23 protein-coding genes are annotated in these 22,378 nt (G+C 72.2%); 14 read left to right on the top strand and 9 right to left on the bottom strand.

The window, feature by feature from the left end:
• Window position 1: 1 nt before the first annotated feature.
• On the top strand, window positions 2-1,939 hold the full coding sequence (locus DAERI_RS23070; protein ID WP_103128877.1) for an endonuclease: 1,938 nt from the start codon (window positions 2-4) through the stop codon (window positions 1,937-1,939).
• A gap of 61 nt (window positions 1,940-2,000) precedes the next feature.
• Here the strand turns inward: DAERI_RS23070 and DAERI_RS07900 are convergent, their stop codons facing one another.
• On the bottom strand, window positions 2,001-4,310 hold the full coding sequence (locus DAERI_RS07900) for a 4-helix bundle domain-containing protein (RefSeq protein ID WP_235610300.1): 2,310 nt from the start codon (window positions 4,308-4,310) through the stop codon (window positions 2,001-2,003).
• 2 nt (window positions 4,311-4,312) lie between these two features.
• Entirely contained in the window at window positions 4,313-5,335 is a 1,023-nt protein-coding gene (locus DAERI_RS07895) for an imelysin family protein (RefSeq protein WP_235610299.1), read from the bottom strand.
• 75 nt (window positions 5,336-5,410) lie between these two features.
• Here DAERI_RS07895 and DAERI_RS07890 point away from each other — a divergent pair, with 75 nt between their 5' ends.
• Window positions 5,411-5,815: a hypothetical protein gene (locus DAERI_RS07890; protein WP_103128875.1), complete on the top strand. Its 405-nt coding sequence runs from the start codon at window positions 5,411-5,413 to the stop codon at window positions 5,813-5,815.
• Between the two features lie 7 nt (window positions 5,816-5,822).
• On the opposite strand, the gene DAERI_RS07885 is transcribed toward DAERI_RS07890, so the two are convergent.
• A complete protein-coding gene (locus DAERI_RS07885; protein WP_103128874.1) occupies window positions 5,823-6,116 on the bottom strand; it encodes a hypothetical protein in 294 nt (97 codons plus the stop codon).
• 219 nt (window positions 6,117-6,335) lie between these two features.
• Between DAERI_RS07885 and DAERI_RS07880 the strand changes: the two genes are divergently transcribed.
• The 4 genes from DAERI_RS07880 to DAERI_RS07865 all read left to right on the top strand — a co-directional run bounded on the left by DAERI_RS07880 (window position 6,336) and on the right by DAERI_RS07865 (window position 8,802).
• The gene (locus DAERI_RS07880; protein ID WP_235610298.1) at window positions 6,336-6,860 is read left to right on the top strand and encodes a hypothetical protein; all 525 of its coding nucleotides are present in this window, start codon (window positions 6,336-6,338) and stop codon (window positions 6,858-6,860) included.
• The gene (locus DAERI_RS07875; RefSeq protein ID WP_103128873.1) at window positions 6,853-7,494 is read left to right on the top strand and encodes a ComF family protein; all 642 of its coding nucleotides are present in this window, start codon (window positions 6,853-6,855) and stop codon (window positions 7,492-7,494) included. The genes DAERI_RS07880 and DAERI_RS07875 overlap by 8 nt, the downstream gene beginning before the upstream one ends.
• A gap of 32 nt (window positions 7,495-7,526) precedes the next feature.
• Window positions 7,527-8,033, top strand: coding sequence for a hypothetical protein (locus tag DAERI_RS07870; RefSeq protein WP_103128933.1), 507 nt, complete (start codon window positions 7,527-7,529; stop codon window positions 8,031-8,033).
• A gap of 70 nt (window positions 8,034-8,103) precedes the next feature.
• Window positions 8,104-8,802, top strand: coding sequence for a DUF2259 domain-containing protein (locus DAERI_RS07865; protein WP_103128872.1), 699 nt, complete (start codon window positions 8,104-8,106; stop codon window positions 8,800-8,802).
• Between the two features lie 9 nt (window positions 8,803-8,811).
• On the opposite strand, the gene DAERI_RS07860 is transcribed toward DAERI_RS07865, so the two are convergent.
• The 4 genes from DAERI_RS07860 to DAERI_RS07845 all read right to left on the bottom strand — a co-directional run bounded on the left by DAERI_RS07860 (window position 8,812) and on the right by DAERI_RS07845 (window position 13,088).
• Window positions 8,812-10,464: a VOC family protein gene (locus tag DAERI_RS07860; protein ID WP_103128871.1), complete on the bottom strand. Its 1,653-nt coding sequence runs from the start codon at window positions 10,462-10,464 to the stop codon at window positions 8,812-8,814.
• A gap of 155 nt (window positions 10,465-10,619) precedes the next feature.
• Window positions 10,620-11,117, bottom strand: coding sequence for a MarR family winged helix-turn-helix transcriptional regulator (locus DAERI_RS07855; protein ID WP_103128870.1), 498 nt, complete (start codon window positions 11,115-11,117; stop codon window positions 10,620-10,622).
• 103 nt (window positions 11,118-11,220) lie between these two features.
• Window positions 11,221-12,495, bottom strand: coding sequence for an aspartate aminotransferase type Ic (locus DAERI_RS07850; RefSeq protein WP_103128869.1), 1,275 nt, complete (start codon window positions 12,493-12,495; stop codon window positions 11,221-11,223).
• 134 nt (window positions 12,496-12,629) lie between these two features.
• Window positions 12,630-13,088 carry a hypothetical protein gene (locus DAERI_RS07845; RefSeq protein ID WP_103128868.1) on the bottom strand — a complete coding sequence of 153 codons (459 nt, stop codon included), beginning with the start codon at window positions 13,086-13,088 and terminating at the stop codon, window positions 12,630-12,632.
• A gap of 131 nt (window positions 13,089-13,219) precedes the next feature.
• On the opposite strand from DAERI_RS07845, the gene DAERI_RS07840 reads away from it, so the two are divergent.
• Both DAERI_RS07840 and queA read left to right on the top strand, forming a co-directional pair.
• Window positions 13,220-13,765 (top strand): LabA-like NYN domain-containing protein, encoded by a 546-nt coding sequence (locus tag DAERI_RS07840; RefSeq protein ID WP_103128867.1) that lies wholly within the window; start codon window positions 13,220-13,222, stop codon window positions 13,763-13,765.
• A 12-nt stretch (window positions 13,766-13,777) separates the two neighbouring features.
• A complete protein-coding gene (gene queA / locus DAERI_RS07835; protein WP_103128932.1) occupies window positions 13,778-14,857 on the top strand; it encodes a tRNA preQ1(34) S-adenosylmethionine ribosyltransferase-isomerase QueA in 1,080 nt (359 codons plus the stop codon).
• Between the two features lie 53 nt (window positions 14,858-14,910).
• Here queA and DAERI_RS07830 read toward each other — a convergent pair whose 3' ends face one another.
• Entirely contained in the window at window positions 14,911-15,900 is a 990-nt protein-coding gene (locus DAERI_RS07830) for a GNAT family N-acetyltransferase (protein ID WP_103128866.1), read from the bottom strand.
• Window positions 15,901-16,009: 109 nt separating this feature from the next.
• On the opposite strand from DAERI_RS07830, the gene DAERI_RS07825 reads away from it, so the two are divergent.
• The 3 genes from DAERI_RS07825 (at window position 16,010) to ndk (ending at window position 19,605) form a co-directional block, all read left to right on the top strand.
• The gene (locus DAERI_RS07825) at window positions 16,010-18,088 is read left to right on the top strand and encodes a M3 family metallopeptidase (RefSeq protein ID WP_103128865.1); all 2,079 of its coding nucleotides are present in this window, start codon (window positions 16,010-16,012) and stop codon (window positions 18,086-18,088) included.
• A gap of 122 nt (window positions 18,089-18,210) precedes the next feature.
• Window positions 18,211-19,017: a MerR family transcriptional regulator gene (locus DAERI_RS07820; RefSeq protein WP_103128864.1), complete on the top strand. Its 807-nt coding sequence runs from the start codon at window positions 18,211-18,213 to the stop codon at window positions 19,015-19,017.
• A gap of 171 nt (window positions 19,018-19,188) precedes the next feature.
• Window positions 19,189-19,605 (top strand): nucleoside-diphosphate kinase, encoded by a 417-nt coding sequence (gene ndk / locus DAERI_RS07815; protein WP_103128863.1) that lies wholly within the window; start codon window positions 19,189-19,191, stop codon window positions 19,603-19,605.
• A gap of 51 nt (window positions 19,606-19,656) precedes the next feature.
• On the opposite strand, the gene DAERI_RS07810 is transcribed toward ndk, so the two are convergent.
• Entirely contained in the window at window positions 19,657-20,124 is a 468-nt protein-coding gene (locus DAERI_RS07810) for a hypothetical protein (RefSeq protein ID WP_103128862.1), read from the bottom strand.
• Window positions 20,125-20,189: 65 nt separating this feature from the next.
• On the opposite strand from DAERI_RS07810, the gene DAERI_RS07805 reads away from it, so the two are divergent.
• The 3 genes from DAERI_RS07805 (at window position 20,190) to merB (ending at window position 22,297) form a co-directional block, all read left to right on the top strand.
• Window positions 20,190-20,513 carry a hypothetical protein gene (locus DAERI_RS07805; protein ID WP_103128861.1) on the top strand — a complete coding sequence of 108 codons (324 nt, stop codon included), beginning with the start codon at window positions 20,190-20,192 and terminating at the stop codon, window positions 20,511-20,513.
• A 251-nt stretch (window positions 20,514-20,764) separates the two neighbouring features.
• Window positions 20,765-21,532 (top strand): nitroreductase family protein, encoded by a 768-nt coding sequence (locus DAERI_RS07800; protein WP_103128931.1) that lies wholly within the window; start codon window positions 20,765-20,767, stop codon window positions 21,530-21,532.
• A 72-nt stretch (window positions 21,533-21,604) separates the two neighbouring features.
• Complete coding sequence (gene merB / locus DAERI_RS07795) at window positions 21,605-22,297, top strand: organomercurial lyase (protein ID WP_103128860.1); 693 nt, start codon at window positions 21,605-21,607, stop codon at window positions 22,295-22,297.
• Window positions 22,298-22,378: the final 81 nt, after the last annotated feature.

Below are 22,378 nucleotides of genomic sequence, written 5' to 3'. Positions count from 1 at the left end.
TATGGACATTCCGCCTGAGGTGCTGGAGCAGACGCAGGCCCGCTTCACCCGCCGTGACCCCGAGCGGGCCGTGACGATGCAGCACCTGACCGTGGGCGGCCCCCTCGCCGCCGACTCGCGGTTCCGGGTCGAGGCCCGCCTGACCCGCCTGGGGGTGCCCCTGCCCGACGCCCGCGCCGTCGCCGAGGGCCACGAGGACGCGCTGACGGTCGCCGCCCGGTTGCCCGACGATGCCCGGCTGCCGCTGGAACGCATCATCGGCGCGAACGATCTGGTGGGGGTGGCGTACCTCGACCTCGCGCGGGCGGCGGCGCGTTCGGTGGGGCGGGTCGTGCTCAAAGATGCCCAGGGCCGCACGGTGGGCTTTGGGACGGGCTGGCTGTGTGGCCCCCACGCGATCCTCACCAACCACCACGTGCTGGAGGACGCGGCGGCGGCCCGCACCTCGGTCATCGAGTTCAACTACGAGTTGAAGCCGGACGGCACCCTGCGGGACCGGGTGACCCTGGACCTCGACCCGGACACCCTCTTCCTGACCTCGGAGACGCTGGATTACTCGCTCGTCGCGGTGAAGGGGGACACCTCCGCCTTCGGCTGGCTGCCCCTCTTCGGGACGACGGGGAAGGTGCTCGTCGGCGAGGCGCTGAGCATCGTCCAGCACCCCTCGGGCGAGCCCAAGCAGATCGCGCTGCGCGAGAACCGGCTGGTGGACCTCCTGCCCGACTTCCTGCACTACGAGACGGACACGGCGCCGGGGTCGAGCGGCAGCCCCGTCTTCAGCGACTCCTGGGAGGTCGTGGCCCTGCACCACAGCGGCGTGCCCCGCACCGACGCCCAGGGCCGTCCCCTGCGCCGCGACGGCCAGCCCCTGCAACCCGGCGACTCGGACACGTTGATCGACTGGATCGCCAACGAGGGCGTGCGTGTCAGCCGCATCGTGGAGGACCTGCGCGCCCGCCCGGACGCCGCCGGAAACGCGATTGTCGCGGAGGTCCTCGCCGCCCAGCGCCCGCCGCTGCCCGGTCCTTCCGAGGTGCGGGGCGGGGCGGAGGTGGGGCGCGTCCTCGACCTGGGCGCCATCACCGTGGGGCCGGACGGCGTGGCGACCCTGCCCGTCACCCTGCGCCTGCGCGTGGGGGGGGAGGAGGGAGGACAGCCCAGCCCACCACCCGCCCGCCCCTACCTGGACCCCGAGGACGCCGGACACGTGGCGGCCTACTACGCGGGGGTGCCGGAGGGGGGCACGCCCCAGGCCCGCTTCCTGGCCCTCTCGGACCTCGTCACCCGGACGCATACCCGCACCCCCACCTACGACCCCGCCGACGAACTCTACCCCTGGGTGGACCTCTGGCCGGACGGAAAACTCCGCAGCCTCTACTCGGCGCGCGAGCACACGCCGGGGGAGCTGATCGCCGCCGACCGCGCCGCGCAGGAACGCCGCACGACCCTCGCCGCCCGCGAGGGGCTGAGCGTGGACGCGCTGGAGGAGGCGCTGCCGTACAACTGCGAGCACGTCGTTCCCCAGTCGTGGTTCGGCAAGCGCGAGCCCATGCGCGGCGACCTGCACCACCTCTTCGCCTGCGAGCCGGGCTGCAACTCCTTCCGGGGCAACACCCCCTACTTCGACTTCCCCGACTACGGCGAGGCGGTCAGGAGCGACTGCGGGCGGCGCGACCCCGGCGAGTTCGAGCCCGCACACGGCAAGGGGGCCGCCGCCCGCGCCACCTTGTACTTCCTGCTGCGGTATCCCGGCGTGGTGCGCCAGTACGGGGAGCGCCACCTGGCGACCCTGCTCGCGTGGCACACAGCCGAGCCGCCCGCCGAGTGGGAGCGGCACCGCAACGCGGCCATCTTCGGGCGGCAGGGGAACCGCAACCCCCTCATCGACCACCCGGAGTGGGCGGACGGGATCGCCTTCAGCGAGGGGCTGGGGCGGTAGGGAAGAGTGCATAAGACAAGAGCCGGACTCCCCGGCCCGGCTCCTCCAAACAGATGGACCTTCAGGAAGGCGTCGTCGGTGCGGCCCCGCCCCCCGGGTGGCGGCCCCCTCGGCGCCGGGCCTCCAGCCTGCGGTTTTTCAGGCCCTCGGCGGCGAAGTAGCTGCCCACCACGGCCAGGGCGGACACGACCTGCGCGGCCAGCCCCTCCCAGGTGGGGTAGATGCCCAGCCACAGGCTGACCCACGAGGGGAACTCCAGGCCCAGGGGGTGGACCGGGAACCAGCCCACGAGTTGCAGCACGTGGACGGTGTTGCCCACCATCACGGCCAGCACGGCGCAGATCATCATGCCGGTCCAGACGAGGAGCTTTTTCATGGGCAAGCGGGCTTGCAGGGCGAACACCAGCAGGCCCACGCCCAGCACGCTCAGGGTGCCCAGGCCGGTGCCGGTCAGGACGGGACCCGCCCCCGACTGCAAGACCAGCGATTGCAGGAACAGCACCGTCTCGAAGCCCTCGCGGTAGATCGAGGTAAAGCCCAGCACGACGAGGCCGATCCACTGGGCGAGTGCCGCACCCCCGCCGCGGGTCAGGCCGTGCTTGTGCTTCTGGAAGGCGGCCATGCGGTCCGTCCAGTACACCTGGTGGAAGAACCAGTTCATGATGAGCAGCAGCACCCCGATGGCGACCACGCTGACGACTGCCTCCAGCTTCTCGCCGTAGCGGGCAAAGAGGCCCAGGGCGCCGCTCAGCACGAACCACGTCCCCGCCGTCGCCAGCAGCGCCCCGAGGGCGCCCAGCCACATCGGGCGGCGCAGGTGACGCACCTCGGCCCGGCGCAGGCTGCCCATCAGCGCGGCGAGGATCAGCACGGCCTCCAGGCCCTCGCGGAACACGATGACGCCCGCGTTCGTCGCCGCGGCGGCGGGCGCGACCTCGGTGCCCAGCCTGTCGGCCGTCTCCTTGAGCGCCACGTCGAGCGCCGAGCGCGCCTCGCGGAAGCGGGCCGCGTCCGCCCGGGCGTGGATCAGCCGGGCCAGGCCGTCCGGCCCCTGCCCGTTCCAGAAGAGGTTCTCCAGCCGCAGCTTGAGGTCGGGGGCGAACACCGCGATGCGCGCCTCCGCGCCGCTCTCCAGGGTCGCGTAGGCGTCCAGGCGCGCGGTCTCCGCCGTCCGCCAGTCGCCCGCCTCGGCCGCCGTGACCACCGCGTCGAGCTGCTGGCGGATCACGCTCAGGTCGGCATTCGCGTCGTGGGCCAGCCAGGGGGCGGGGAACGCGGCCCTGACCTTTGCCAGCAGCGCGTTCACGTCCGCCTCGATCTGGCCGGGTGCGGGGGCGTCCCGGTGCGCCGCCGCCCGGTTCAGGCCCGCCTCCAGCCCGGCGAGGCCCGCCCGCAGCCCCGCGGCGTCCACGCTCCCCGGCAGCAGCGGCGCGAGGTCGGCGAGGGCCGCGCCCGCGCCGCTCAGGAAGGTCCTGGCCTCGCTGACCTCCAGGTCGCTCGTCACGACGGGCTCGCCGCCGCTGAGCTTCACGCCCCGCCCGTACTCCACCGGCACGAGGGCCAGGAAACGGGTGACCTGCCCAGCCCGCGCCCGCACCTCGGCGGCGGAGAGGGGCGCGGCGCGGAAGCCCTCCAGGTCAGCCTGCACCCGGGCGAGTGAGGCGGGGAGCGCGGCGAGGTCAGCCTCGATGCGGGCCAGCCGCGCCCCCCCGCGCTGCTCCCGGTAGGCGGGGGCCAGCAGGGCGAAATAGCCGCGGGCGAGGGCGGCCTGCTCGGCGCTCCGGGTGCGCCAGCCCCGCGCCCGGGCCGTCCCCAGGTCGCGCAGCGCCCCGCTCAGCCGGGCCTGGTAGCCGTCCAGCACGTCGGCGCGCACCGCCTCCAGGGCGGCCCGGGGCGTCAACTGGCCCGCCGCCAGCGCCTCGACGGCCCCGGTCGCGTCCGCGCTCAGGCGGGTGAACGAACTCGCGGTGCGGAACTCGCGGGCGGCGAGCCAGCCCCGCGCCGCCGCGGCGTCCCCGGCCTGAAGACTGCGTTCCAGCCCGGCGTAGGTGCCCTTCAGCACCGCCGTCCAGGCCCGGGCACGGGCCGCGGCGAGGGCCGCCTCGTCCCCGGCCCTCGCCGCCCGGAGGGCGTCCCCCAGGGCCTCCTGCACCGCGCCCGCCGCCCGCGGCTGCACCTCGCGCAGGGACGGGAGGAGGGCCCCGGCGGCCCGCCCCGCCTCCCGCACCAGCGCGGCGGAGCGGGCGGGGTCAAAGGTCACCTCGAGCTGCGCGTCGGCGAGCCGGGCGCGCAGCGTCTCGGCCGGGGTGGCGAGGTCGGCGGCGAGGGCCGGGCCGGCCAGGGCCAGCAGCAGCGCCAGGACGCGCCTCATCCTCATTCCCCGACCCGCACGCCCAGCAGCGCCGCCGCCTGGGTGAGGCGCCCGGTGATCGCCGTCGCGCGGTTCTGCGCCTCGGCCTGGAGGGTCTCGGCCTGCTCGGGGGTGAACCTGCGCCGGCGTTCCTGCGCCTCCAGGCGGCCCACAAAGGCGGCCAGGTCCCCCAGGCCCGCCCGGATCTGGGCGTCCAGCGGGGCGCTCCTCGCCCGCACGTCGGGGCTCAGGCCCGCGTACATCGCCTGCCAGGAGCGCACGTTGCCGCCCAGGTCCGAGAGGCGCGAGATCACCACGAAGTCGGTGCGGCGGCTCCGGCCCCCCAGCACGAAGCGGCTGGTCTTCCAGTTCTCGAAGAACACCGGCCCCACCGTGGGCACGTTCCCCGCCAGCGCGCCGAATACGTCCGCCCGGGTGGGCGTCCAGGCCCCCGCGGCCCGGCGCAGCGCGAGCGTCTGGCGGTTGAGTTCGGCGGCGGCGGCCTTCAGCACGTTGGCGTCGGGCAGCCCGTCCCCGAAGTCGATCCTCCCGTTGCCGTTTACGTCGAAGGGCACCCCGCTCCCGAAGGCCTTCACCGTGCCCCACAGCGCCGCCTCGTTCACCCCGAAGAGGTTGCCGGGCTTGGGCAGCACCCGGCCATTCGGCAACTTCAGGTCGAAGGGCACCACGGCCTCCCCGCCCTCGGCGGCACTCGTGCCCGCGTCGAGGATCAGGTCGAAGCGGCTCAGGGCGTCCACCCCCGCCACGATGCCCTCGATCTCCTCGTAGGCGGGGCTGGCCTTGGACCACCCGGCGCGGGCCTCTTGCAGCACGGCGCGGGTCTGGGCATTCTTCGCCAGCTTGCGGTAGTCGAAGCCCGCGGCTTTCGCCAGGGCGTAATACCGGTCCGCCGCCCGGGTCAGTTGCGCGGTTCCGGCGGCCTGAACCGCGAGTTTGCCGCCCAGATAGGTCTTCACGCCGTCCAGCGGGGCGGCCCCGGCCATGCCCGTCAGGGCGGCGGTCAGCAGGAGGAGGGAGAGCTTCACGGCCCAATCCTGGTTTAATCCGAGTGGAAAAGTCAAGTTTGCCGCCTGACCTGTCCCCGCTGCTACCCTTCCCCCATGGAAACCCGTCCCACCTCGGCCCGCACCGACAAGGGCGTGCGCGGCTTCGACCTCGACCTGCACGTGACCTTTGCCCAGGCCCTGCCGCGCGAGGCGGCGCTGGCCGTGCTGCGCCCCGCCGAGGGCTTCACGGTGGACCTGTACGCCCGCCACGACGACCCCGGCGGCCCGGTGCCCTCCGCCCGCCTGACCGGCCCCTTGCGCGACCCGGAGGCGCTGCGCGCCATTCTCGCCGCCTGGCTCGCGGGCGACGTGCGAACGGTGGAGGTCGGCCTCCACGGCTTCCTGCGTTCATCGACCGGGCAGACGGACTGGATGCCCTGGAAGCGCAACGTGGTCCTGGGGCGCGCGGAGGTGGGCCGGGTGACCTTCGAGGAGGGCGTGCGCTACGTGCTGGAGTAGCCGGGGCTCAGGCGCTCAGCGGCAGGACGAGGGCCCGGGCCTTGGCCTCCTCGTCCCCGCCCGGGCGCAGCACGAGGACCCCCAGCCGCGCGTCGGGGCGCAGCAGGTAGGGCAGGCAGGTGTGCGTGAGGGTCAGCAGCGCCTTGTCGGCCTGGGCCTGCGCCTCGGGGTCGGGCAGGCCGCGCAGCACGAGGACGGCCCGGTCCCCGGCCTGGCTGACCCACACGTCGACCACGCCCTGCTGATCCACGCCCCGGTGGTCCCGGTACTCGAACTTGTGCCCACGCCTGAGAAGCTGCATTTCCTGTTCACTCCCTTGATCCAGACCCCAGCGGCGCGGCCCACCAGCCGTTCCGGGGTCTCCAGACTGTCCTTGCCCCGTCAGCGTAAGGTTCCGCCGGGTGGCCTTTGTCCCGCTGGCTTTTCGGGGGTCCCCCGGGAAAGGGTACGAGGAGGGCCCCGCCGCCGTTCCCCCACGGCCTCACGGTTGCGCCGGAGGGGGCCTCCCTACAATGGCCCGGTGACCCATGACGGCCTCAGGGAGATGCTGCTGGAATTCCAGGGTTACGTGCTGGCTTACCGCCTGCGCGCGGCAGTGGGCGGCCGGGTGACGCCGCGCGGCGAGCAGCTCAGCCTGCCGGGGTATGCGGCGCTGCGGCTGGAGCGTCAGGCCCTGGCGCGCCGCCTGGTCCGCGAGGGGCTGGACCGCGGGGGCATGGGGCGGCTGGAGGGGCTCTCCGACGAGCTGATGTTCGGCTTCTGGCTCAACCCCGCCGAGGTCGCCGCCTTCCTGCGCGCCGCGATCCGCCAGGGCGGGCACCCGGCGCTGGGGGACCCGGACGCCTTCGCGGCCCTCCTGACCCCCACCGAGCGCGAGCGCCTGGGCGACCTGGGCGTGCGCCTGGTGTGCGCCCACCACCTCACCTGCCTCTCGCTCGCCGCGCCCCTGCTCGACCCCGACGCCCTGGGCCGGGTGTGGCAGCGGGTGGAGGCCACCACCCCGCCCCTCTTCGTGGACGAACTCGCCGGGGCCGGACATGCCTGACCCGGGCGCCCTTCAGGGGGTGTTGCGGGCACTCCTCCCCCGCCGCTGCCCCGGCTGCGACGGGCAACTGGGGCGCTCGGCGGGCCTGTGCCCGGAGTGCCGCGCGGCCCTGCGCCCCCGGGTCGAGGCCCACTCGCCCCTGTGGCCCCGCCCGGAGGGGCACCTCGTCACCCTGGGCGCGTACCGCGGCGTGACCCGTCGGGCCGTCCGCGCGCTGAAGTTCGGCGGCGCGCGCGACCTGGCGGGGGCGCTGGGGGAGGCGCTGGCGGACGGGGTGCCCGCCGCCTGGAACGTCGCCTCGGTCGTGGCCGTGCCGCTCCACCCCGGGCGCGAGCGCGAGCGGGGCTTCAACCAGTCCGCGCTCCTGGCCGGGGCGGTCACCGCCGCCCTGGGGGTGCCGAGCGTCCCGGCCCTGCGCCGCACCCGCGCCACCGCCCAGCAGGCCCGGCTGCACGCGCACGAGCGGACCGCGAACCTGGCGGGGGCGTTTGGGGCCGACGCCCGGCTTCTCCCGCCCGGCCCGGTCCTGCTCCTCGACGACGTGCTGACGACGGGAAGCACGCTCGCGGCCTGCCGGGACGCGCTTGAGGCCGCGGGCGCTGGGCGGGTGTATTTCGCGGTGGTCGCCCGCTGACGCCCCTCATGCACGTGCGGTACGGTGCCCCCATGAAGCTCTCCCTGCCCGTTGCGCTCGCCGCTGCCCTGCTGCTGGGCGGCGCGGGGGCACAGACCCTCGTGCCCTTCAAGAACCTCAAGCTGCCCTTCACGGTCAGCCTTCCCAAGGACTGGCTGATTATGGACCTGGGGGATGGCTTGGCCGGGGTAACCGTGGTTTCCAGCAAGACGCCGCCCGCCAGCATGATCCGGCTGCTGTACGCGCCCAAGAACGGCAAGAACACGGAACTCAAGCAGGAGTTCCGCAACTTCGAGGCGGGTGTTCAGCAATCCGGGGCCAAGCTCAAGCTCTACCGGGGCCGCAACGTCAGCTACGGCGGCGTCCGCGGCGTCGAGCGCGAGTACGGGCTGTCTCACCCCAAGGGCAACCTGCGCCTGCGGGTCTGGTTCGGCAACGGGGCAAAGAACCTCTACTCCTTCCAGATCACCGACACGCCCGAACGCTACAAGACCAGCAACGCCCTGTTCAGCCGCGTGCTGGCGAGCGTCCGCTTCTGAGCCAGCGTTGAGAGGGGAGGCCAGCGTCCCGAACCTCCCGAACGGCTAAGCTGGGTGGGGAGGTTCCCCTATGCGTGCCCTGCGGACGACCGCGCTGACCCTGCTGGCCCTCGCCTCGGCGGCCCTGGCCGGAAACCGCCTGGACGTGCGGCAGGTGACCTTTTCGGCGGACGGCACCCGGGCGCTGGTGCTGACGGCGGGCGTGCTGGACGGCAGCGGCTTCAGCTACGCCGCCGCGCAGGCCCTCGACACCCGGACGGGCCGCACGCTGCTCCGGGCCTCCGCCCAGTCCGGGACGCGGCCCGTCCCCGCCGTGGTGAGCGCCCTGCTGGCCCGTGAGCGCTCCCGCCTCGCCCCGCTGGGCCTGGCCTCCGGGCGCGCGGCGCGGCCCGTCTTCGCCCAGCCGGTCCCTACCCATGCGCCCGTCTGGACCGAGGGCACGCCCGCGGGCAGCACCCTCGTCGCGCCCGTGCGCCTGTGGACGCGGCCCGTCCCGGTGCGCCTGAGTGTGCGGCGCCTGCCCTCGGGCTGCCGCTTTTCCGAATTGCTCCCGCGTGGGGAAGGACCCGCCGGGTTCACCCTGACGGTCAACGGGCAGACCGTCCAGAGCGACCGTGTTCTGCCCGCCGGGCGGGAGTGCGCCGCCCGTTACGCCCTGGAGCGCGTGTACGTGCGGGGCAACCGCGCCGTGTTCATCGTCCGCGCCTACACCCCGGGCTTCGAGGGGCCGAACGCGGAGGTCGTGCCGGTGGCGGCGTTGTTGAAGTAGGCCCTCCCCTCAGAGCTGCCCCGCCACCGCCTGCATCATCCGGCGCACCGCGTCCAGCTCGTCCCCGTTGATGGTGTGGCCCAGGCCCGGGTACACCCGGTCGTCCACCTGGGCACCCCGCGAGCGCAGATGTGCGGCGCTCTCCCGAAAGCGAGTCAGGGGGATGTGCGCGTCGTCGGGGGCCACACCCATGAAGACGGGGAGGCCGCCCAGGTCGCCCGCCCGGTCGAGGGTGATGAGCCCGCCGCTCAGCGCCGCCACGCCGCCCAGCCTCCTCCCCGTGCGGCTGGCGTACTCCAGCGCGAGGCACGCCCCCTGCGAGAAGCCGCCCAGCACCACGTTCCGCGCCGGGATGCCCCGGGCCTCCAGCTCGTTCAGCACGGCGTCCACCGTGGCGAGGGCCCGGTCCAGGTGCGGCTGGTTGCGCTCGACGGGCGCCAGAAAGGAGAGGGGATACCACGAGTTCCCCTCCGCCTGCGGGGCCAGGTACGCGAAGGCGCTGAGGTTCAACTCGTCCGCCAGCGAGAGGATGTCCCGCGCCGTGCCGCCCCGCCCGTGAAGCAGGACCATCGCCACCCGCGCCTCGCCGAGGGGACGGCCAGCGGTGTGGACCTGGAGGCCGGGGACTTCGGGGGCGGCCTGCGGGTTCCGGCCCCCGTCCAGCTCCCGACTGCCGATGCTCACCCCGTACTCGCGGTTCACGATCCTCGGCACGTGCGCCTCAATGGCCGCGCGCTGGGGCTCGTACCACGCGGGAAGTTTGAGGTGCTGGCCGAGTTCCTCCACCGGCTCGTCGTCCGGGAAGCCGGGGGCGTCGGTGGCGATCTCGAACAGGACGCCGTTCGGCTCGCGGAAGTAGATGGAGTGGAAGTATTGCCGATCCTGCACGGGCGTGGGCTGGTAGCCCGCCTCGGCCAGCCCGGTCAGGTACGCCTCCTGCTCGGCGTCGTCGCGGGTCCGCAGGGCGACGTGGTGGATGCTCCCCGCCCCGAACGATCCGCGCGGCTGGCCCGGCCGCTCGACCACGTCGACGAACAGGCCCACGCCCTCGCCGCTGCCCCGGAAGCGGGTGCGCGTGCCCTCGGCGTCCGGCTCACTGCCGACCTCGGTGAAGCCCAGCCGCCCCACCAGCAGGTCGCGCACCGGCCCCGTCTGGCGCACCCAGGCGGTGACCGAGTGGAAGCCGCGCAGCTCGTGTTCGGCGGGCACGGGGCTGGCGGGCCAGGGCTGCACGGGCTGGCCGTCATCGAAGACGAGTTCCACCCAGGTCCCGTCCGGGTCCTCCACCGTCAGCACCCGCTCGCCGAACCGCTCGCCCGCCCGGGGGGTGAGGCCCTGCTCCGTCAGCCGCGCCCGCCAGTAGCCCTCGCTCGCGCGGGGGACGCTGTAGGCCGTCGCCACGACCTCGCCATTGCCGCGCACGCCCCGCTTCGCGCCCGGCCAGGGAAAGTGGGTCATGATCGTGCCCGGCTGCCCGGTGAGGTCGCCGTAGTAGAAGTGGTACGTGCCGGGGTCGTCGAAGTTGACGGTCACCTTGACGAGCCGCTGCCCCAGCACCTGCGAGTAGAAGTCGATGTTGCGCTGCGGGTCACTCGCCATGACGGTGACGTGATGCAGCCCCTGGACGGGCGTGGTGCCGGGAATGGGGGAGAAGGGAGTCATGCGGCTATGATAGCTTAACGTTGAACGATTCGCTGTGACCCGGGCCACCTGGATTCGGGGGCGTTCGCGGCGGCCCGGCTGATCCGGGTCCTTCCCGCAAAAAGCCCGGCTTCACGCGGGGTGGGGGCATCCTGCCGGACTGCGCCAGCGGGTGCTCAGGCGCCGCCCCGCCTGCCCCCTGATGCCGTCATCTCCTCGTCCACCCCGCCCAGACCGCGCCCCAGCTTGCGCGTCAGGGCGGCGAGCTGGCCCAGCTCCTGCGGCGTCAGCCCGCCGAACACGTCCCGGATACCGCGCACGTGGTCGGGGAGCACGCGCGTGACGAGGGCCTCCCCCTCCGGGGTGAGAAAGACGTTCATCACCCGGCGGTCCTGCGGGTTGCGCTCGCGGCGCACCAGGCCGTCCCGCTCCAGGTTGTCGATCACCATCGTGAGGTTGCCGCTGGAGCGCAGAATCTTGTCGGCGAGCTGGCGCTGGCTGAGCGGCCCCAGGTGGTAGAGCGCCTCGATCACGCCGAACTGGCTGACCGTGAGCCCGTGGTCCGCCAGGTGCCGGTTGGCCGCCACCTCGACCGCATGGGCCGCCCGCCACAGCTTGATGTAGGCGTCGAGCGCCGCGCGTTCCTCCGGCGAGCCTGCGTAGCGGGTGGGCATGGGGCTATCCTCGGCGCAGCGGGGACGGGAGGTCAAGCTGGCACGCGTCCGGGCGCGGGGGACAGGGCCAGCCGCGGGGAGGCCACGCGGGGATGGCCCGGCCTCAGCGCCCCCGTCCCTGCCGGTACTCCTCGGTCGCCAGCCGGACGCACGCCGCGACGACCTGCATGGCGAGGCGCACCTCCTCCAGCGGCGGGCGCGTTGGCGCCAGGCGGATGTTGCGCCCCGCCCGGTCCTGCCCCGCCGGGTAGGTCGCCCCGGCGGGCGTGAGGCTCACCCCGGCCTCCTCGGCGAGTTCCACCACCCGCGCCGCCACCGGCTCGGCCGTGTCCAGGCTGATGAAGTACCCGCCCCTCGGCGAGGTCCACGTCGCGTACTCGCCGTTGCCCCCCAGCTCGGCGCGCAGCACCTCGTCCACCGCGCGGAACTTGGGGGCGATCAGGGCCGCGTGCGCGCTCATCAGCCCCTCCAGGCCGCCCGGGTAGTTCTCCAGAAAGCGGACGTGCCGCGCCTGCTCCAGCTTGTTCGGCCCGATGCTCTGGGCGTTGAGGTACTTCGAGAGCCACTTGATGTTGTCCTCGCTGCTCGCCACGAAGCCCAGCCCCGCCCCCGCGAAGGTGATCTTGGAGGTCGAGGCGAACACGAAGGCCCGGTCGGGGGAGCCCGCGTCCCGCGACAGCACCACGAAGTTCACCGGCTCGTCGCGGTCCTCCTCATACAGGTGGTGCGCCCGGTAGGCGTCGTCCGCAAAGATGGTGAAGTCGGGGGCTGCCGCCTGGAGCCCCGCCAGCCGCCGCGCCTTGTCCGCGCTGATCGACTCGCCGCCTGGGTTGGAGTAGGTGGGCACGAACAACACCCCCTTTACCGAGGGGTCGGTCCCCGCCAGGCGCTCGATGGCGTCCACGTCCGGCCCGTCGGGCTGCATGTCCACGGTCAGCAGCTCGAAGCCCAGCGTTTGCAGCAGCAGGAAGTGGCGGTCGTAGCCGGGCACCGTCACGATGATCTTGGGCGACTGGGTAATCCAGGGGCCGCTGCTGCCCCGAACCCCGTGGAGCAGGGCGAAGGTCAGCACCAGCCCCTGAAGTTCCAGGCTGGAGTTGTTCCACACGAGCATGTTCTCGGCCTTCACGTCGAGGTAATGGGCGAACATCGCCCGCGCCGAGGGCAGGCCCGTTACGCCGCCCGGGTAGTTCCGCAGGTCCTGGCCGTCCATCCTCACGTCGTTCTCGCCCAGCACGCCGATCAACCCGTTGGAGAGGTCGAAGTCCGCGTCGGAGGGCTGCCCCCGCTGCATGTTGAGCTTCAGGCCGCGCGCCCGGAAGGCTTCATAGGCTTGGCGGGCCGACTGGAGGGCCGAGGCCGGGGCTTCACTCGTCATGCCCACAGGCTACCCGCGCCAGGGAAGGAGGGGGAGGGGGTTGGTTAGTGGGGAAGGGGTCAGGCCCCCGTTGCCATGCCGAACGGAGTGAAGCATCCGCACGCCGCGCCGTGTGGAGACCCTTCGTCTACGGCTCAGGGTGACCTGTCTCGGTCTTCGGAGGGGATTAAGTCTCCAGTCTCGGTCGGTGGCTCATCCCGTGGATAGCGGGACACGACCAAACCGATGTTGAGCCGTCCCATCCTTCCCAGCAGTTCGGGTGAGAAGTAGTCCGCCTGTGCGGCCACGTCCCGATCCTCGATTCCGAAATCGAGAACAACATCCTGCACACCCGGAAAGGCGGCGAGCAGTTCCAACTCGCGCTCGTATTTCTTCAGAAAGGCCAGGGCGTCGGCCTGCTGCCCGTCGAGGTCCGTGAACTCGGCCTCGCTGACGGTGAGATTGAACCCGGAAATCGTGTCAGGGTTTTCCTGCCGTTCATACCGCCGCAGACCTTTACGCCGGACGATGATGAGCAGCTCTGTCAGCTCCACCTGCGCCAAGTAGCGGTCAACGTCAAATTCGGAGCCGTAAGCGCGTAGGACACAGGACACACGGGCAGGGTAGGCGTCACCGGAGGCTGCCCTCAATTCGCCGAATGCTCTATGCTGCCTGCGCCCGCCCCCGGCGAGGCCCTTTTTCAACGGCCCCTCTTTTCCAGCCCCACCCAACAGGAGAACACCCAATGCAGTACGTGGTTTCCCGCCCCCGCGTGGGCGTTTTCATCGACACCCAGAACCTCTACCACTCGGCCCGCGACCTGCTGGAGCGCACCGTCAATTTCGAGACGATCCTGAAGGTCGCCACCGAGGGGCGCGAACTCGTCCACGCGATCTCCTACACGGTCGAGCGCGAGAACGAGGCGACGGCGCGGCCCTTCATCTACAAGCTCTCGGCGCTGGGGTACAAGGTGCGGCGGATGAATCTGGTCCTGAGCCACGTCGCCGAGGGCGGCAAGCACATCTACGAGGGCAACTGGGATATGGGCATCGTGGCCGACATGGTGCGCCTGATGGACCACCTCGACATCGTGGTGCTGGGGAGCGGCGACGGCGACTTCACCGACATCGTCGAGGTATTGCAGGAGCGCGGCAAGCGGGTGGAGGTCATCGCCTTCCGCGAGCACACCGCGCAGAGGCTCGTGGACGCCGCCGACCGCTTCACGCACCTGCCGGATATTCAGGACGCCCTGATGCCCGCCCGGCAGAAGGTCGAGCGGGAGAAGCCCTAAGCGGTGAGCGACGTGGCTGAGACCGTCAGACCCGACGCAGACGCCGTCCTCGCCCGCCTCGCCTTCGACCTGCCCCCGGAGAGGATCGCGCAGACGGGCGCCGAACCGCGCGACTCCTCCCGGTTGATGGTGGTGGGCGAGCGGATTGAGCACCGCATTTTCCGGGAGTTGCCGGACCTGCTGCGGCCCGGGGATGTGCTCATCTTCAACGAGAGCCGCGTCATTCCCGCCCGGGTGATGGCGCGCAAGCCCGTGGTGAACGGCCAGGGCGGCGGCCAGGTCGAAGTCCTCCTGCTGCGGGAGGAGGAGGCAAACGTCTGGTCTGCCTACCTCAAGCCCGCCAAACGCGCCGGGAAGGAGTTGTGGTTGGGCCAGCCCGGGGGAACACAGCACCGGGCGGAGGTCGTCGGCGCCTTGCCCGACGGGGCCCGCCTGCTGCGCTTCGACCATGACATCAGGCCGCACCTCGACGAGATCGGGCGGCTCCCGCTCCCGCCGTACATCCACGCCGGGGACAGCGACGAGACGTGGCGCGAGCGGTATCAGACGGTGTATGCCCGCGAACCCGGGAGTGTGGCCGCGCCGACCGCCGGGCTGCACTTCACCCCCGAACTCCTCGCCCGGCTGGACGAGGCGGGGGTGGAGCGGCACGCGATCACGTTGCACGTCGGCGCGGGCACCTTCCGCCCCATCACCGGCAGCGTGGCCGAGCACGTGATGCACGCCGAGCGGTACGCGATCAGCGAAGGCACGGCAGGGGCGATCAACCAGGCGAAGGCGGAGGGGCGCCGCGTCGTGGCGGTCGGGACCACGACCGTCCGCGCCCTGGAGAGCAGCGCGAACGAGGACGGCACGGTGCGCCCCGGCGAGGGCGACACCCGCATCTTCATCACGCCGGGGACGCCCGTGCGGGTGCCCGACCTGCTCATCACCAACCTGCACCTGCCCGGCTCGACGCTGATGCTCCTCGTCGCCGCCTTCGCGGGCGAGGCGCGCATCCGGGCCGCGTACGACGCCGCGCTCGCGGGGGGCTACCGCTTCTACTCGCTGGGCGACGCGATGCTGCTGGAGAGGGCAGTGGGGAGTGGTTAGTGGGGAGTGGGAAAGGACAGGCTGAAGCGCGCGCCTTTTCTATTCCCCCCTCCCTACTGACGACTCACCGTCCGCCTCAGCGTCACCAGCGCCGCCTCCCGCACGAACCCCAGCCGTTCGTTGACGGCGAGCATGGGGTGGTTGATGGAGTGGTTGCTGGTCCGGGAGTGGGTGAACCCCCGGGCGAGCCCGGCCCGCGCGGCGGCCACCTTGAGGGCGAGGGCGATTCCCCGTCCGCGCCAGGCCGGGAGCACGCCCGTCAGCCCGTTGTGCAGGGTGCCGGGGCGCGCGGGAATGGGGAGGTACAGCTCGCTTAACCCCACCCACTCGCCGTCCGGGGCCACGGCGAGGAACAGGCCCTCGGGGTGGATGCGCCCCGCCACCCGCAGTTGCCACGTTTCAAAGGGCCACACTTCTATGGGCGTGGTCGTCGGCACGTCCCGCAGCAGGGCGGCGACCAGGGCGTAGAGGCGGCGCTGCGCGGCCTCGTCGAAGTTCCTCACGAGATCGCTCAAGGGGGCGATTCGCACACCCGCCTCCCTGACCCGCTCCTCCAGCCCGGCGAAACGCGCGAAGTCCAGCGTCCGCAGGTCGAGGGTGCTGATCCACATCCGGTCGTGCTCGGCGTACCCGCGCGCCTCGTAGAAGGGCTTTTCCCACCAGTCCTCGCGCACACGGGTGACCAGGGTGTGGGCGCCATGCGCGAGGGCGTGCCCCTCCGCGTGGGCGAAGAGGACCTCTGCCACCTGCCCCCCGGCGAGTTCCGGCAGCGTCCGCACGGTCACGTCCAGCCAGCCGTCGTGGCTGTCCATCCGGGGAACGCCGGTTTCGGCCAGACCGACGGGACACCCCTCCTGCTCGGCGAGGGTGCGGACGTGCGGCTCACCGGGGAGGCGGCGGGCGTCCAGCATCTCCAGCTCCTCGGGCGTGACCGGGGACTCGGGGTGCGCCCGGGTCAGCAGCGCGGCGACGGCGGGGAGGTCGGCGGGCATGGCGGGCCGGAGCGTGAGGCCGGGCGTCGGGGGGAGGGTCGGCTCGTCCATGGGGCAGCACAGCACAGCCCCTCCCCGCCGCGCAATCCGCCGTTTGGCCCAGGAGCCCCCAGCCCCATTCCGGCCCCGTCTCATGGCGGCGCTCTCTATACTCGCCCCCATGACCCAGGCGCCCACGGCTCCCCACGAAGGCCAGCACGGCCGGAGCGAGAATCCGCTGCTCAACGTCGGCTTCCGCATTCCCTTCGACCAGATTCGGCCCGAACACGCCGAACCCGCCGTGGACGCGCTGCTGGCGCAGACGCGGGAGCGCCTGGAACACCTCGCGCGGGCGGGCGAGCGGGACTACGCGGATTTCATGGCGGACCTCGACCGGCTCACCGAGCAGCTCGACACGGTGCGCGTGATCGTGGGCCACCTCGACGGGGTGGTGACCAGCCCGGAGTGGCAGGCCGCCAAGCGCGCGATCCTGCCCAAGGTGACCGAGTTCTACACCCAGCTCAGCCTCCACCCGGGGCTGTGGGCGGCGCTCAAGGGCTTTGCGGGGACGGAGGCCGCCCGCGCGCTCGACCCGGTGCGTGCCCGGCACTTGAAGCTCACCCTCGACGAGTTCCGCCGCGAGGGCGCCGACCTGCCCGAGGACCAGAAGGCCCGGCTGCTGGAGGTCAACACCCGCCTCGCGCAGGTCACGAACGACTTCGCCAAGAACGTGCTCGACGCGACCGCCGCTTTTGAGCTCATCGTGCCCACTGAGCGGCTCGCGGGCGTTCCGCAGCGGGTGCGCGAGGCCACCCGGCTCGACGCGCAGGCGCACGGGCACGCGGGGGGCCACCGCCTCACCCTGCACCAGCCCGTCGTCGAGCCCGTCCTGACCTACGCCGACGACCGCGAGCTGCGCCGCGAGCTGTGGATCGCGCAGAACTCGGTGGGGGTGCAGCCGGGGCGCGACAACCGGCCCCTGGTGCTGGAGATCCTGCGGCTGCGGCGCGAGCAGGCCCGCATCCTGGGCTTCCGCGACTTCGCCGACTATGTCCTCGAGGACCGCATGGCGGGCGGCGGCGAGCGGGCGCTGACCTTCGAGCGCGACCTCGAAGCCCGCGTGCGCCCCTTCTTCGAGCGCGAGAACGCCGAGCTGGAAGCCTTCTACCGTGAGCAGGCCGGACCCGGCGCCCCCCCGCTGGAGGGCTGGGACGTGGGCTACTGGGCCGAGAAGCAGCGCCAGGCGAAGTACGACTTCGACGAGGAGGCCCTGCGCCCCTACTTCGAGCTGAACCGGGTCCTCGCGGGCCTCTTCGAGATCGTGAACCGCGTCTTCGGGATCACCGTCCGTGAAGCGCAGGCCCCCGGCTGGCACCCCGAGGTCCGCTACTACGACATCCTCGACGAGGGGGGCACGCACGTCGCCTCCTTCTACACCGACTGGTTCCCGCGCGACACCAAGCGGGCGGGGGCGTGGATGAATGCGTTTGTCACGGGCGGCCCGCGTGAGCAGGGCGTCGAGCCCCACCTCGGCCTGATGTGCGGCAACATGACGCCCCCCTCCGGGGATACGCCCGCGCTGCTCTCCCTGCGGGAGGTCGAGACCGTCTTCCACGAGTTCGGCCACCTGCTGCACCACGCGCTCTCCCGCGTGCCTGTCCGGTCCCTCAGCGGCACGCGCGTCGCCTGGGACTTCGTGGAGCTGCCCTCGCAGATCATGGAGAACTGGGTGACCGAGCGGGAGGCGCTCGACCTCTTCGCCCGGCACTACCAGACGGGGGAGCGGCTGCCCGACGAGCTCTTCGCCCGCCTGATCGCCGCCCGCAACTACCGCGCGGCGAACGCCACCATGCGCCAGCTCTCCTTCGGCACGGTGGACCTCGTGCTGCACGTCGAGTTCGACCCGGAGGCGCCGGACGCCGACCCCATCCGCGTGGCCCACGAGGTGATGAGTCGCTTCTACCCCTACCCGCTGCCCGGGGACTACGCCCGCATCGCGCAGTTCGGCCACCTGTTCTCCAGCCCGGTGGGGTACGGCGCCGGGTACTACTCCTACAAGTGGGCGGAAGTTCTGGACGCCGACGCCTTCAGCCGCTTTGCGAGCGAGGGCATCTTCAACCGGGAGACGGGCCGCTCGTACGTGGACACCATCCTCAGCCGCGGCAACAGCGCCGAGGCCGCCCAGCTCTACCGCGACTTCATGGGCCGCGACCCCGACCCCGAGGCCCTGCTGCGGCGCAGCGGACTGGTCCAGGCGTAAATGCGAACAGGGGACCGGCCCTCGCGGAGGTGGGGGCCGGTTCGTTCTGTCGGGGCGGGGTTGACCCCTTGATCCTGACGCGGCGTGAGGCGTCAGGATGAGGGTCCCCGCGCGGGGAAGGTATGTTCAAGATCGGAGAACTCGCCCGCATGGCCGGGGTCAGCGTCCGCACGCTGCACCACTATGACGACCTCGGCCTCCTCAGGCCCGCCCTCACGACGGAGAGCGGGCACCGCCTGTACGCGCCCGCGCAGCTCGCCGACCTGAGGCGCATCCTCGCCCTCAAGGCCCTGGGCCTCACGCTCGACGAGATCGGGCGGGTGCCGGACGGGCTGCCCTCCACCCCCCTCCTCGCCCGCCGCCGCGCCGAGCTGCTGGCCCAGCGTGACGCGCTCGACGGGCAAATCCGGCGCCTCGACGAGGTGCTGTGCCAGGAGCGACGTATGGAACAGTATCAGGTCGAACTCAAGGACCTTCCGGCCTCCCCCGTTCTGGCCGCCCGGACATTCGCCCCCGACTACCGGCACGTCGCCGCCCCGCTGGGGGAGCTGTTCGGGGAACTCGGCCGCACCTTCGAGGTGACCGGGCTGCGCGGCGTTCAGCCCTGCGCGGTCGTCTGGCACGGCGGGGGCTATCAGAGCGAGGAGCGGATCGAGCTGGAGGTCGCCGGGGACTTCGAGGGCGACGTGCCCGAGTCCGGCCTCCCGGACGGGCGGGTTCACCTCGCCGAGCTGCCCGCCGCGCGGGTCGCCTCGACCGTCCACACGGGCAGCTATGAACGGCTGGGTGAGCCCTACGCCGCCCTGCTCGCCTGGATGGCGCGGGAGGGGTTTGCCCCCGACGGCCCCGTGCGGGAGGTGTATCTCCAGTCCAGCGCCGACGAGGAGGCGCAGGTGACTGAGCTTCAGATTCCGGTGCGGCCCGCCTGACAGCGGTATTCCGTTACGTTGAAGGGGGGAAAGCACCCCCTTCAACTCCACTACAACCGCTGTCTGTTGCGGTTACTCGCTCCACTCGTCCCACATGACCTGAAGGGAAACCCTTCAGGTCATGTGGTCACCGCTATGAGGGCCCCCGGCCCTGCTATCCTCGCGGGCGGTATGGAACGCACCTTTGCCATGATCAAGCCCGACGGCGTGCGCCGCGGCCTGACCCCCGAGATTCTCGCCCGCATCCAGCGCAAGGGCTACCGCGTCGTGGGCCTCAAGCAGATGCTGATCCCCCGCGATGTGGCGGAAACCCACTACGCCGAGCACCGCGAGCGGCCCTTTTTCGGGGAACTCGTGGACTTCATCACGGGCGGGCCGGTCGTCGCCATCGCGCTGGAGGGCGAGAACGCCATCACCGGCTGGCGCGCGATGATGGGGGCCACCAACCCGGCCAACGCCGCGCCCGGCACCATCCGCGCCGACTTCGCCACCACGACGGGCGAGAACGTGACCCACGGCAGCGACTCGCCCGAGAGCGCGGCCCGCGAGCTGGCGCTGTTCTTCGGCGAGGGCGAACTGCTCGCCTGAGCAGCGCGGCCAGGGGGAGCGGGGGCGCGTGCCTCTGCTCCCCCTTCTCCTTCACCGCTGCTCGAACGCGGAATACAGCGCCGGTTCCTGCTCGGCCACGAACCCGCGGCTGAGCAGGCGCAGGCCCCCCGGCGTGGGGAGGATGAGCACGTCGGCGAGGCGGCCCGAGGTCGGATGGATGGCCTCCCCCTCCGGCGTCCTGACCGTCCGGGCCCCCTCACCCGCGAGGTCCGCCGCGCGGAAGCCGGGGGCCTCGATCCTCATCTCCCAGATCGTGGTGCGGGCGTTGCCGTCAAAGCGCACGGTGACCGCGCGGGCGTCCAGCGGGGGCCGGGTGGTCCAGGCGACCCGCCGCAGCACGCCGCCGATCCGGTCGCGGATATCGGCCTGGGCGTCGTAGCTGCCGTTGGCGGTGAAGAGGACCCGGGCCGTCAGGTCCACCTGCTCCTTCGGGCCGCACCCGGTCGCCCCCGCGCAGAGCAGGGCGGCGAGCGTGAGGGCGGCGGGCAGGCGGGGCATGGGCCGCAGGATACGCCGCCCCGCCCGGGAGAACGTCCCGGCGGGAGGATGGGCGGTGTGCGAGCATGGCGGGCGTGGAACCGCACCGCCCCCTCCTGCTGCTGGCCGCCGCGCTGCTCGCGGCGCTGCTCGCGCTGGGCCTGAGCCTGCAACTCGGGCGGCGGGGCATTCCCCGCGTCACCCACCACGCGCTGTTTTTCGCGGTGTGCGCCGTGGTGGGGGTGGCGGCCTTCCTGAGCCTGCGGGCCGGGGCGCGGGGCTGGGCGCTGCTGCCCGCGCTGGGGCTGCTGCTGCTCATGCCGCGCACCCGGCCGGGGCGGGCGAACCACTGGGGGCTGGCGCTCGCGTGCGCGGCGGCGTTTGGCCTGGGCGCCTGGGGCGCGTGGTGAGCCGGGACAGCCGCCGCGCCCCGCCGCGCTAGCCTGGGGCCAATGAGACGAAATTGCGGTGAGTCGAAGACGAACCCGAGCGGAGCGAGTGGCAAAGCAGACCGACGGGCGGCGATGGAAGAACAGCCGGTGCTTTCCCGGCTGTTCTGGAATCAGAGCCCGTCGGTATGACCTCCCCGCCCGCCCCCCGGCCCGGTGTCCCCCCGCCCGGCCCCGACGCTGGCCTGCCCCCGGTTCGGCTGATCGAGGGCATGCTCGCCCGGCGCACCACGAACGGTCCCTTTCGCCCCGACCCCGTGAGCCGCGAGCACCAGCACCTCCTGATGCGGGTGGCGCAGGCGGCCCCCAGCCACTTCAACAGCCAGCCGTGGCGCTTCGTGCTAATTGAGGACCCCGCGACGATCTCCAGGATCGCTGACATCTCGGGCGAGAGCATGACCGAACTCATCGAGGCGGGCGTGTTCTTCGAGCGGTACCGCCGCTACTTCCGCTTCTCGGAGGCCGAGATGGAGGAGCGGCGCGACGGCATCCACATCGACCACCTGCCGGGGCCGCTGCGGCCCTTCACCCGCCAGGTCTTTTCCGACATGGGCCTGAAACTCATGCGCCAGCTCGGCGTGCCGAGAAAGCTCGGCGAGGACAACCGCCGGCTGGTGGCGGGCAGCCCCCTGCTGCTGGCCGCGCTGCTCGACAGGACGGAGTACCGCCCGGGCGAACTCAGCGGCTTTTACTCCGTGTTCGGCCTGGGCGCGGCGGTCGAGAATATCTGGAACGCGGTGGGGGCGCTGGGCATGGGCATCCAGTTCGTGAGCACGCCGATGGAGATTCCCCGGCAGTGGCAGGCGATCCGCGAGCTGCTGCGCGTGCCGGAGGACCTGGAACTCATGGCCGTGTTCCGCCTGGGCTACCTGCCCGCCGGGGAAAAACGCCCCTCCATCGACTGGAGCAGCCGTCACCGCAAGCGGATGGGGCAGTTCGTCTTCCGCGAGACCTGCGAGGTGCCGGAGGAAGAGGGCTAGAGGCTGGGGAGACCTCGGCCCGGGGGACGCGGGCCTGACGTTTGCGGCATCCGGGCTGTGGCACAGTGGGACATGATCGCCTCCGCGCCGACCCACGCCCGGCTTCATCACGCCATTCTTCGCCATCTCGTCGACCGGGGCTTTGCCCCCTCGGGGGCCCGGCTCGCCGAGGAGTTCGGCGTGGACCGGGAGGTGATGAACCGGGCCCTCCGGGACCTTCAGGCCTATCACGGCGTCGTCCTGCACCCGCATGTCCCTGAGGTGTGGGTCATCCACCCGTTCTCCACGGCCCCCACGCCCTTCGTGGTCGCGCAGGGGGACCGCCTGTGGTGGGGCAACTGCGCGTGGTGTTCCCTGGGGGTGGCGGCCCTGCTGGGCGGGAACGGCGTGACCATTCGGACCACCCTGGGGGCGGAAGGGCCGCCAGTGACCGTTCATGTGGACGACCACCGCGTGCGGGAGAACCTCTGGGTTCACTTTCCCATCCCGATGGCCCGGGCATGGGACAACGTCATCTTCACCTGCACGACCATGCTGCTCTTCGGAAACGAACCGGAGATTGACGCTTGGTCTGAGCGCCACGCGCTGCCCCGCGGCGATGCCCAGCCCATCCAGCGGGTGTACGACTTCGCGCGGGTGTGGTACGGGCGACACCTGGACGAGGACTGGCACAAGTGGACCACCGAGGAGGCGCGGGAGATCTTCGAACGTTTCGGCTTCCGGGGGCCCATCTGGGACCTGCCCCGTTCGGGCGAACGTTTTTGACGGGCGGGGGGAGACACGGTCCTGATGCTGCCTCCCCACCCTTTCCTCACACCTCGCCCCTCAGAATGCCGGGTGGAGGAG

Source organism: Deinococcus aerius (assembly GCF_002897375.1).
In the GTDB taxonomy this organism is placed as follows: Bacteria; Deinococcota; Deinococci; order Deinococcales; family Deinococcaceae; genus Deinococcus; species Deinococcus aerius.
Note: the sequence above shows the minus strand (reverse complement) of the source record. Positions and strands in the feature narration are given on the sequence as shown.

Excerpts from the sequence above, each read along its gene's own strand:
- ndk (WP_103128863.1), top strand. The coding sequence starts at position 19,189 with ATGGAACGCACCTTTGCCATGATCAAGCCCGACGGCGTGCGCCGCGGC.
- merB (WP_103128860.1), top strand. The coding sequence starts at position 21,605 with ATGATCGCCTCCGCGCCGACCCACGCCCGGCTTCATCACGCCATTCTT.
- DAERI_RS07830 (WP_103128866.1), bottom strand. The coding sequence starts at position 15,900 with ATGGACGAGCCGACCCTCCCCCCGACGCCCGGCCTCACGCTCCGGCCC.
- DAERI_RS07805 (WP_103128861.1), top strand. The coding sequence starts at position 20,190 with ATGGCGGGCGTGGAACCGCACCGCCCCCTCCTGCTGCTGGCCGCCGCG.
- DAERI_RS07850 (WP_103128869.1), bottom strand. The coding sequence starts at position 12,495 with ATGACGAGTGAAGCCCCGGCCTCGGCCCTCCAGTCGGCCCGCCAAGCC.
- DAERI_RS07800 (WP_103128931.1), top strand. The coding sequence starts at position 20,765 with ATGCTCGCCCGGCGCACCACGAACGGTCCCTTTCGCCCCGACCCCGTG.
- DAERI_RS07875 (WP_103128873.1), top strand. The coding sequence starts at position 6,853 with ATGCCTGACCCGGGCGCCCTTCAGGGGGTGTTGCGGGCACTCCTCCCC.
- DAERI_RS07890 (WP_103128875.1), top strand. The coding sequence starts at position 5,411 with ATGGAAACCCGTCCCACCTCGGCCCGCACCGACAAGGGCGTGCGCGGC.
- DAERI_RS07820 (WP_103128864.1), top strand. The coding sequence starts at position 18,211 with ATGTTCAAGATCGGAGAACTCGCCCGCATGGCCGGGGTCAGCGTCCGC.
- DAERI_RS07810 (WP_103128862.1), bottom strand. The coding sequence starts at position 20,124 with ATGCCCCGCCTGCCCGCCGCCCTCACGCTCGCCGCCCTGCTCTGCGCG.
- DAERI_RS23070 (WP_103128877.1), top strand. The coding sequence starts at position 2 with ATGGACATTCCGCCTGAGGTGCTGGAGCAGACGCAGGCCCGCTTCACC.
- DAERI_RS07900 (WP_235610300.1), bottom strand. The coding sequence starts at position 4,310 with ATGAGGCGCGTCCTGGCGCTGCTGCTGGCCCTGGCCGGCCCGGCCCTC.
- DAERI_RS07840 (WP_103128867.1), top strand. The coding sequence starts at position 13,220 with ATGCAGTACGTGGTTTCCCGCCCCCGCGTGGGCGTTTTCATCGACACC.
- DAERI_RS07860 (WP_103128871.1), bottom strand. The coding sequence starts at position 10,464 with ATGACTCCCTTCTCCCCCATTCCCGGCACCACGCCCGTCCAGGGGCTG.
- DAERI_RS07825 (WP_103128865.1), top strand. The coding sequence starts at position 16,010 with ATGACCCAGGCGCCCACGGCTCCCCACGAAGGCCAGCACGGCCGGAGC.
- DAERI_RS07870 (WP_103128933.1), top strand. The coding sequence starts at position 7,527 with ATGAAGCTCTCCCTGCCCGTTGCGCTCGCCGCTGCCCTGCTGCTGGGC.
- DAERI_RS07855 (WP_103128870.1), bottom strand. The coding sequence starts at position 11,117 with ATGCCCACCCGCTACGCAGGCTCGCCGGAGGAACGCGCGGCGCTCGAC.
- DAERI_RS07885 (WP_103128874.1), bottom strand. The coding sequence starts at position 6,116 with ATGCAGCTTCTCAGGCGTGGGCACAAGTTCGAGTACCGGGACCACCGG.
- DAERI_RS07865 (WP_103128872.1), top strand. The coding sequence starts at position 8,104 with ATGCGTGCCCTGCGGACGACCGCGCTGACCCTGCTGGCCCTCGCCTCG.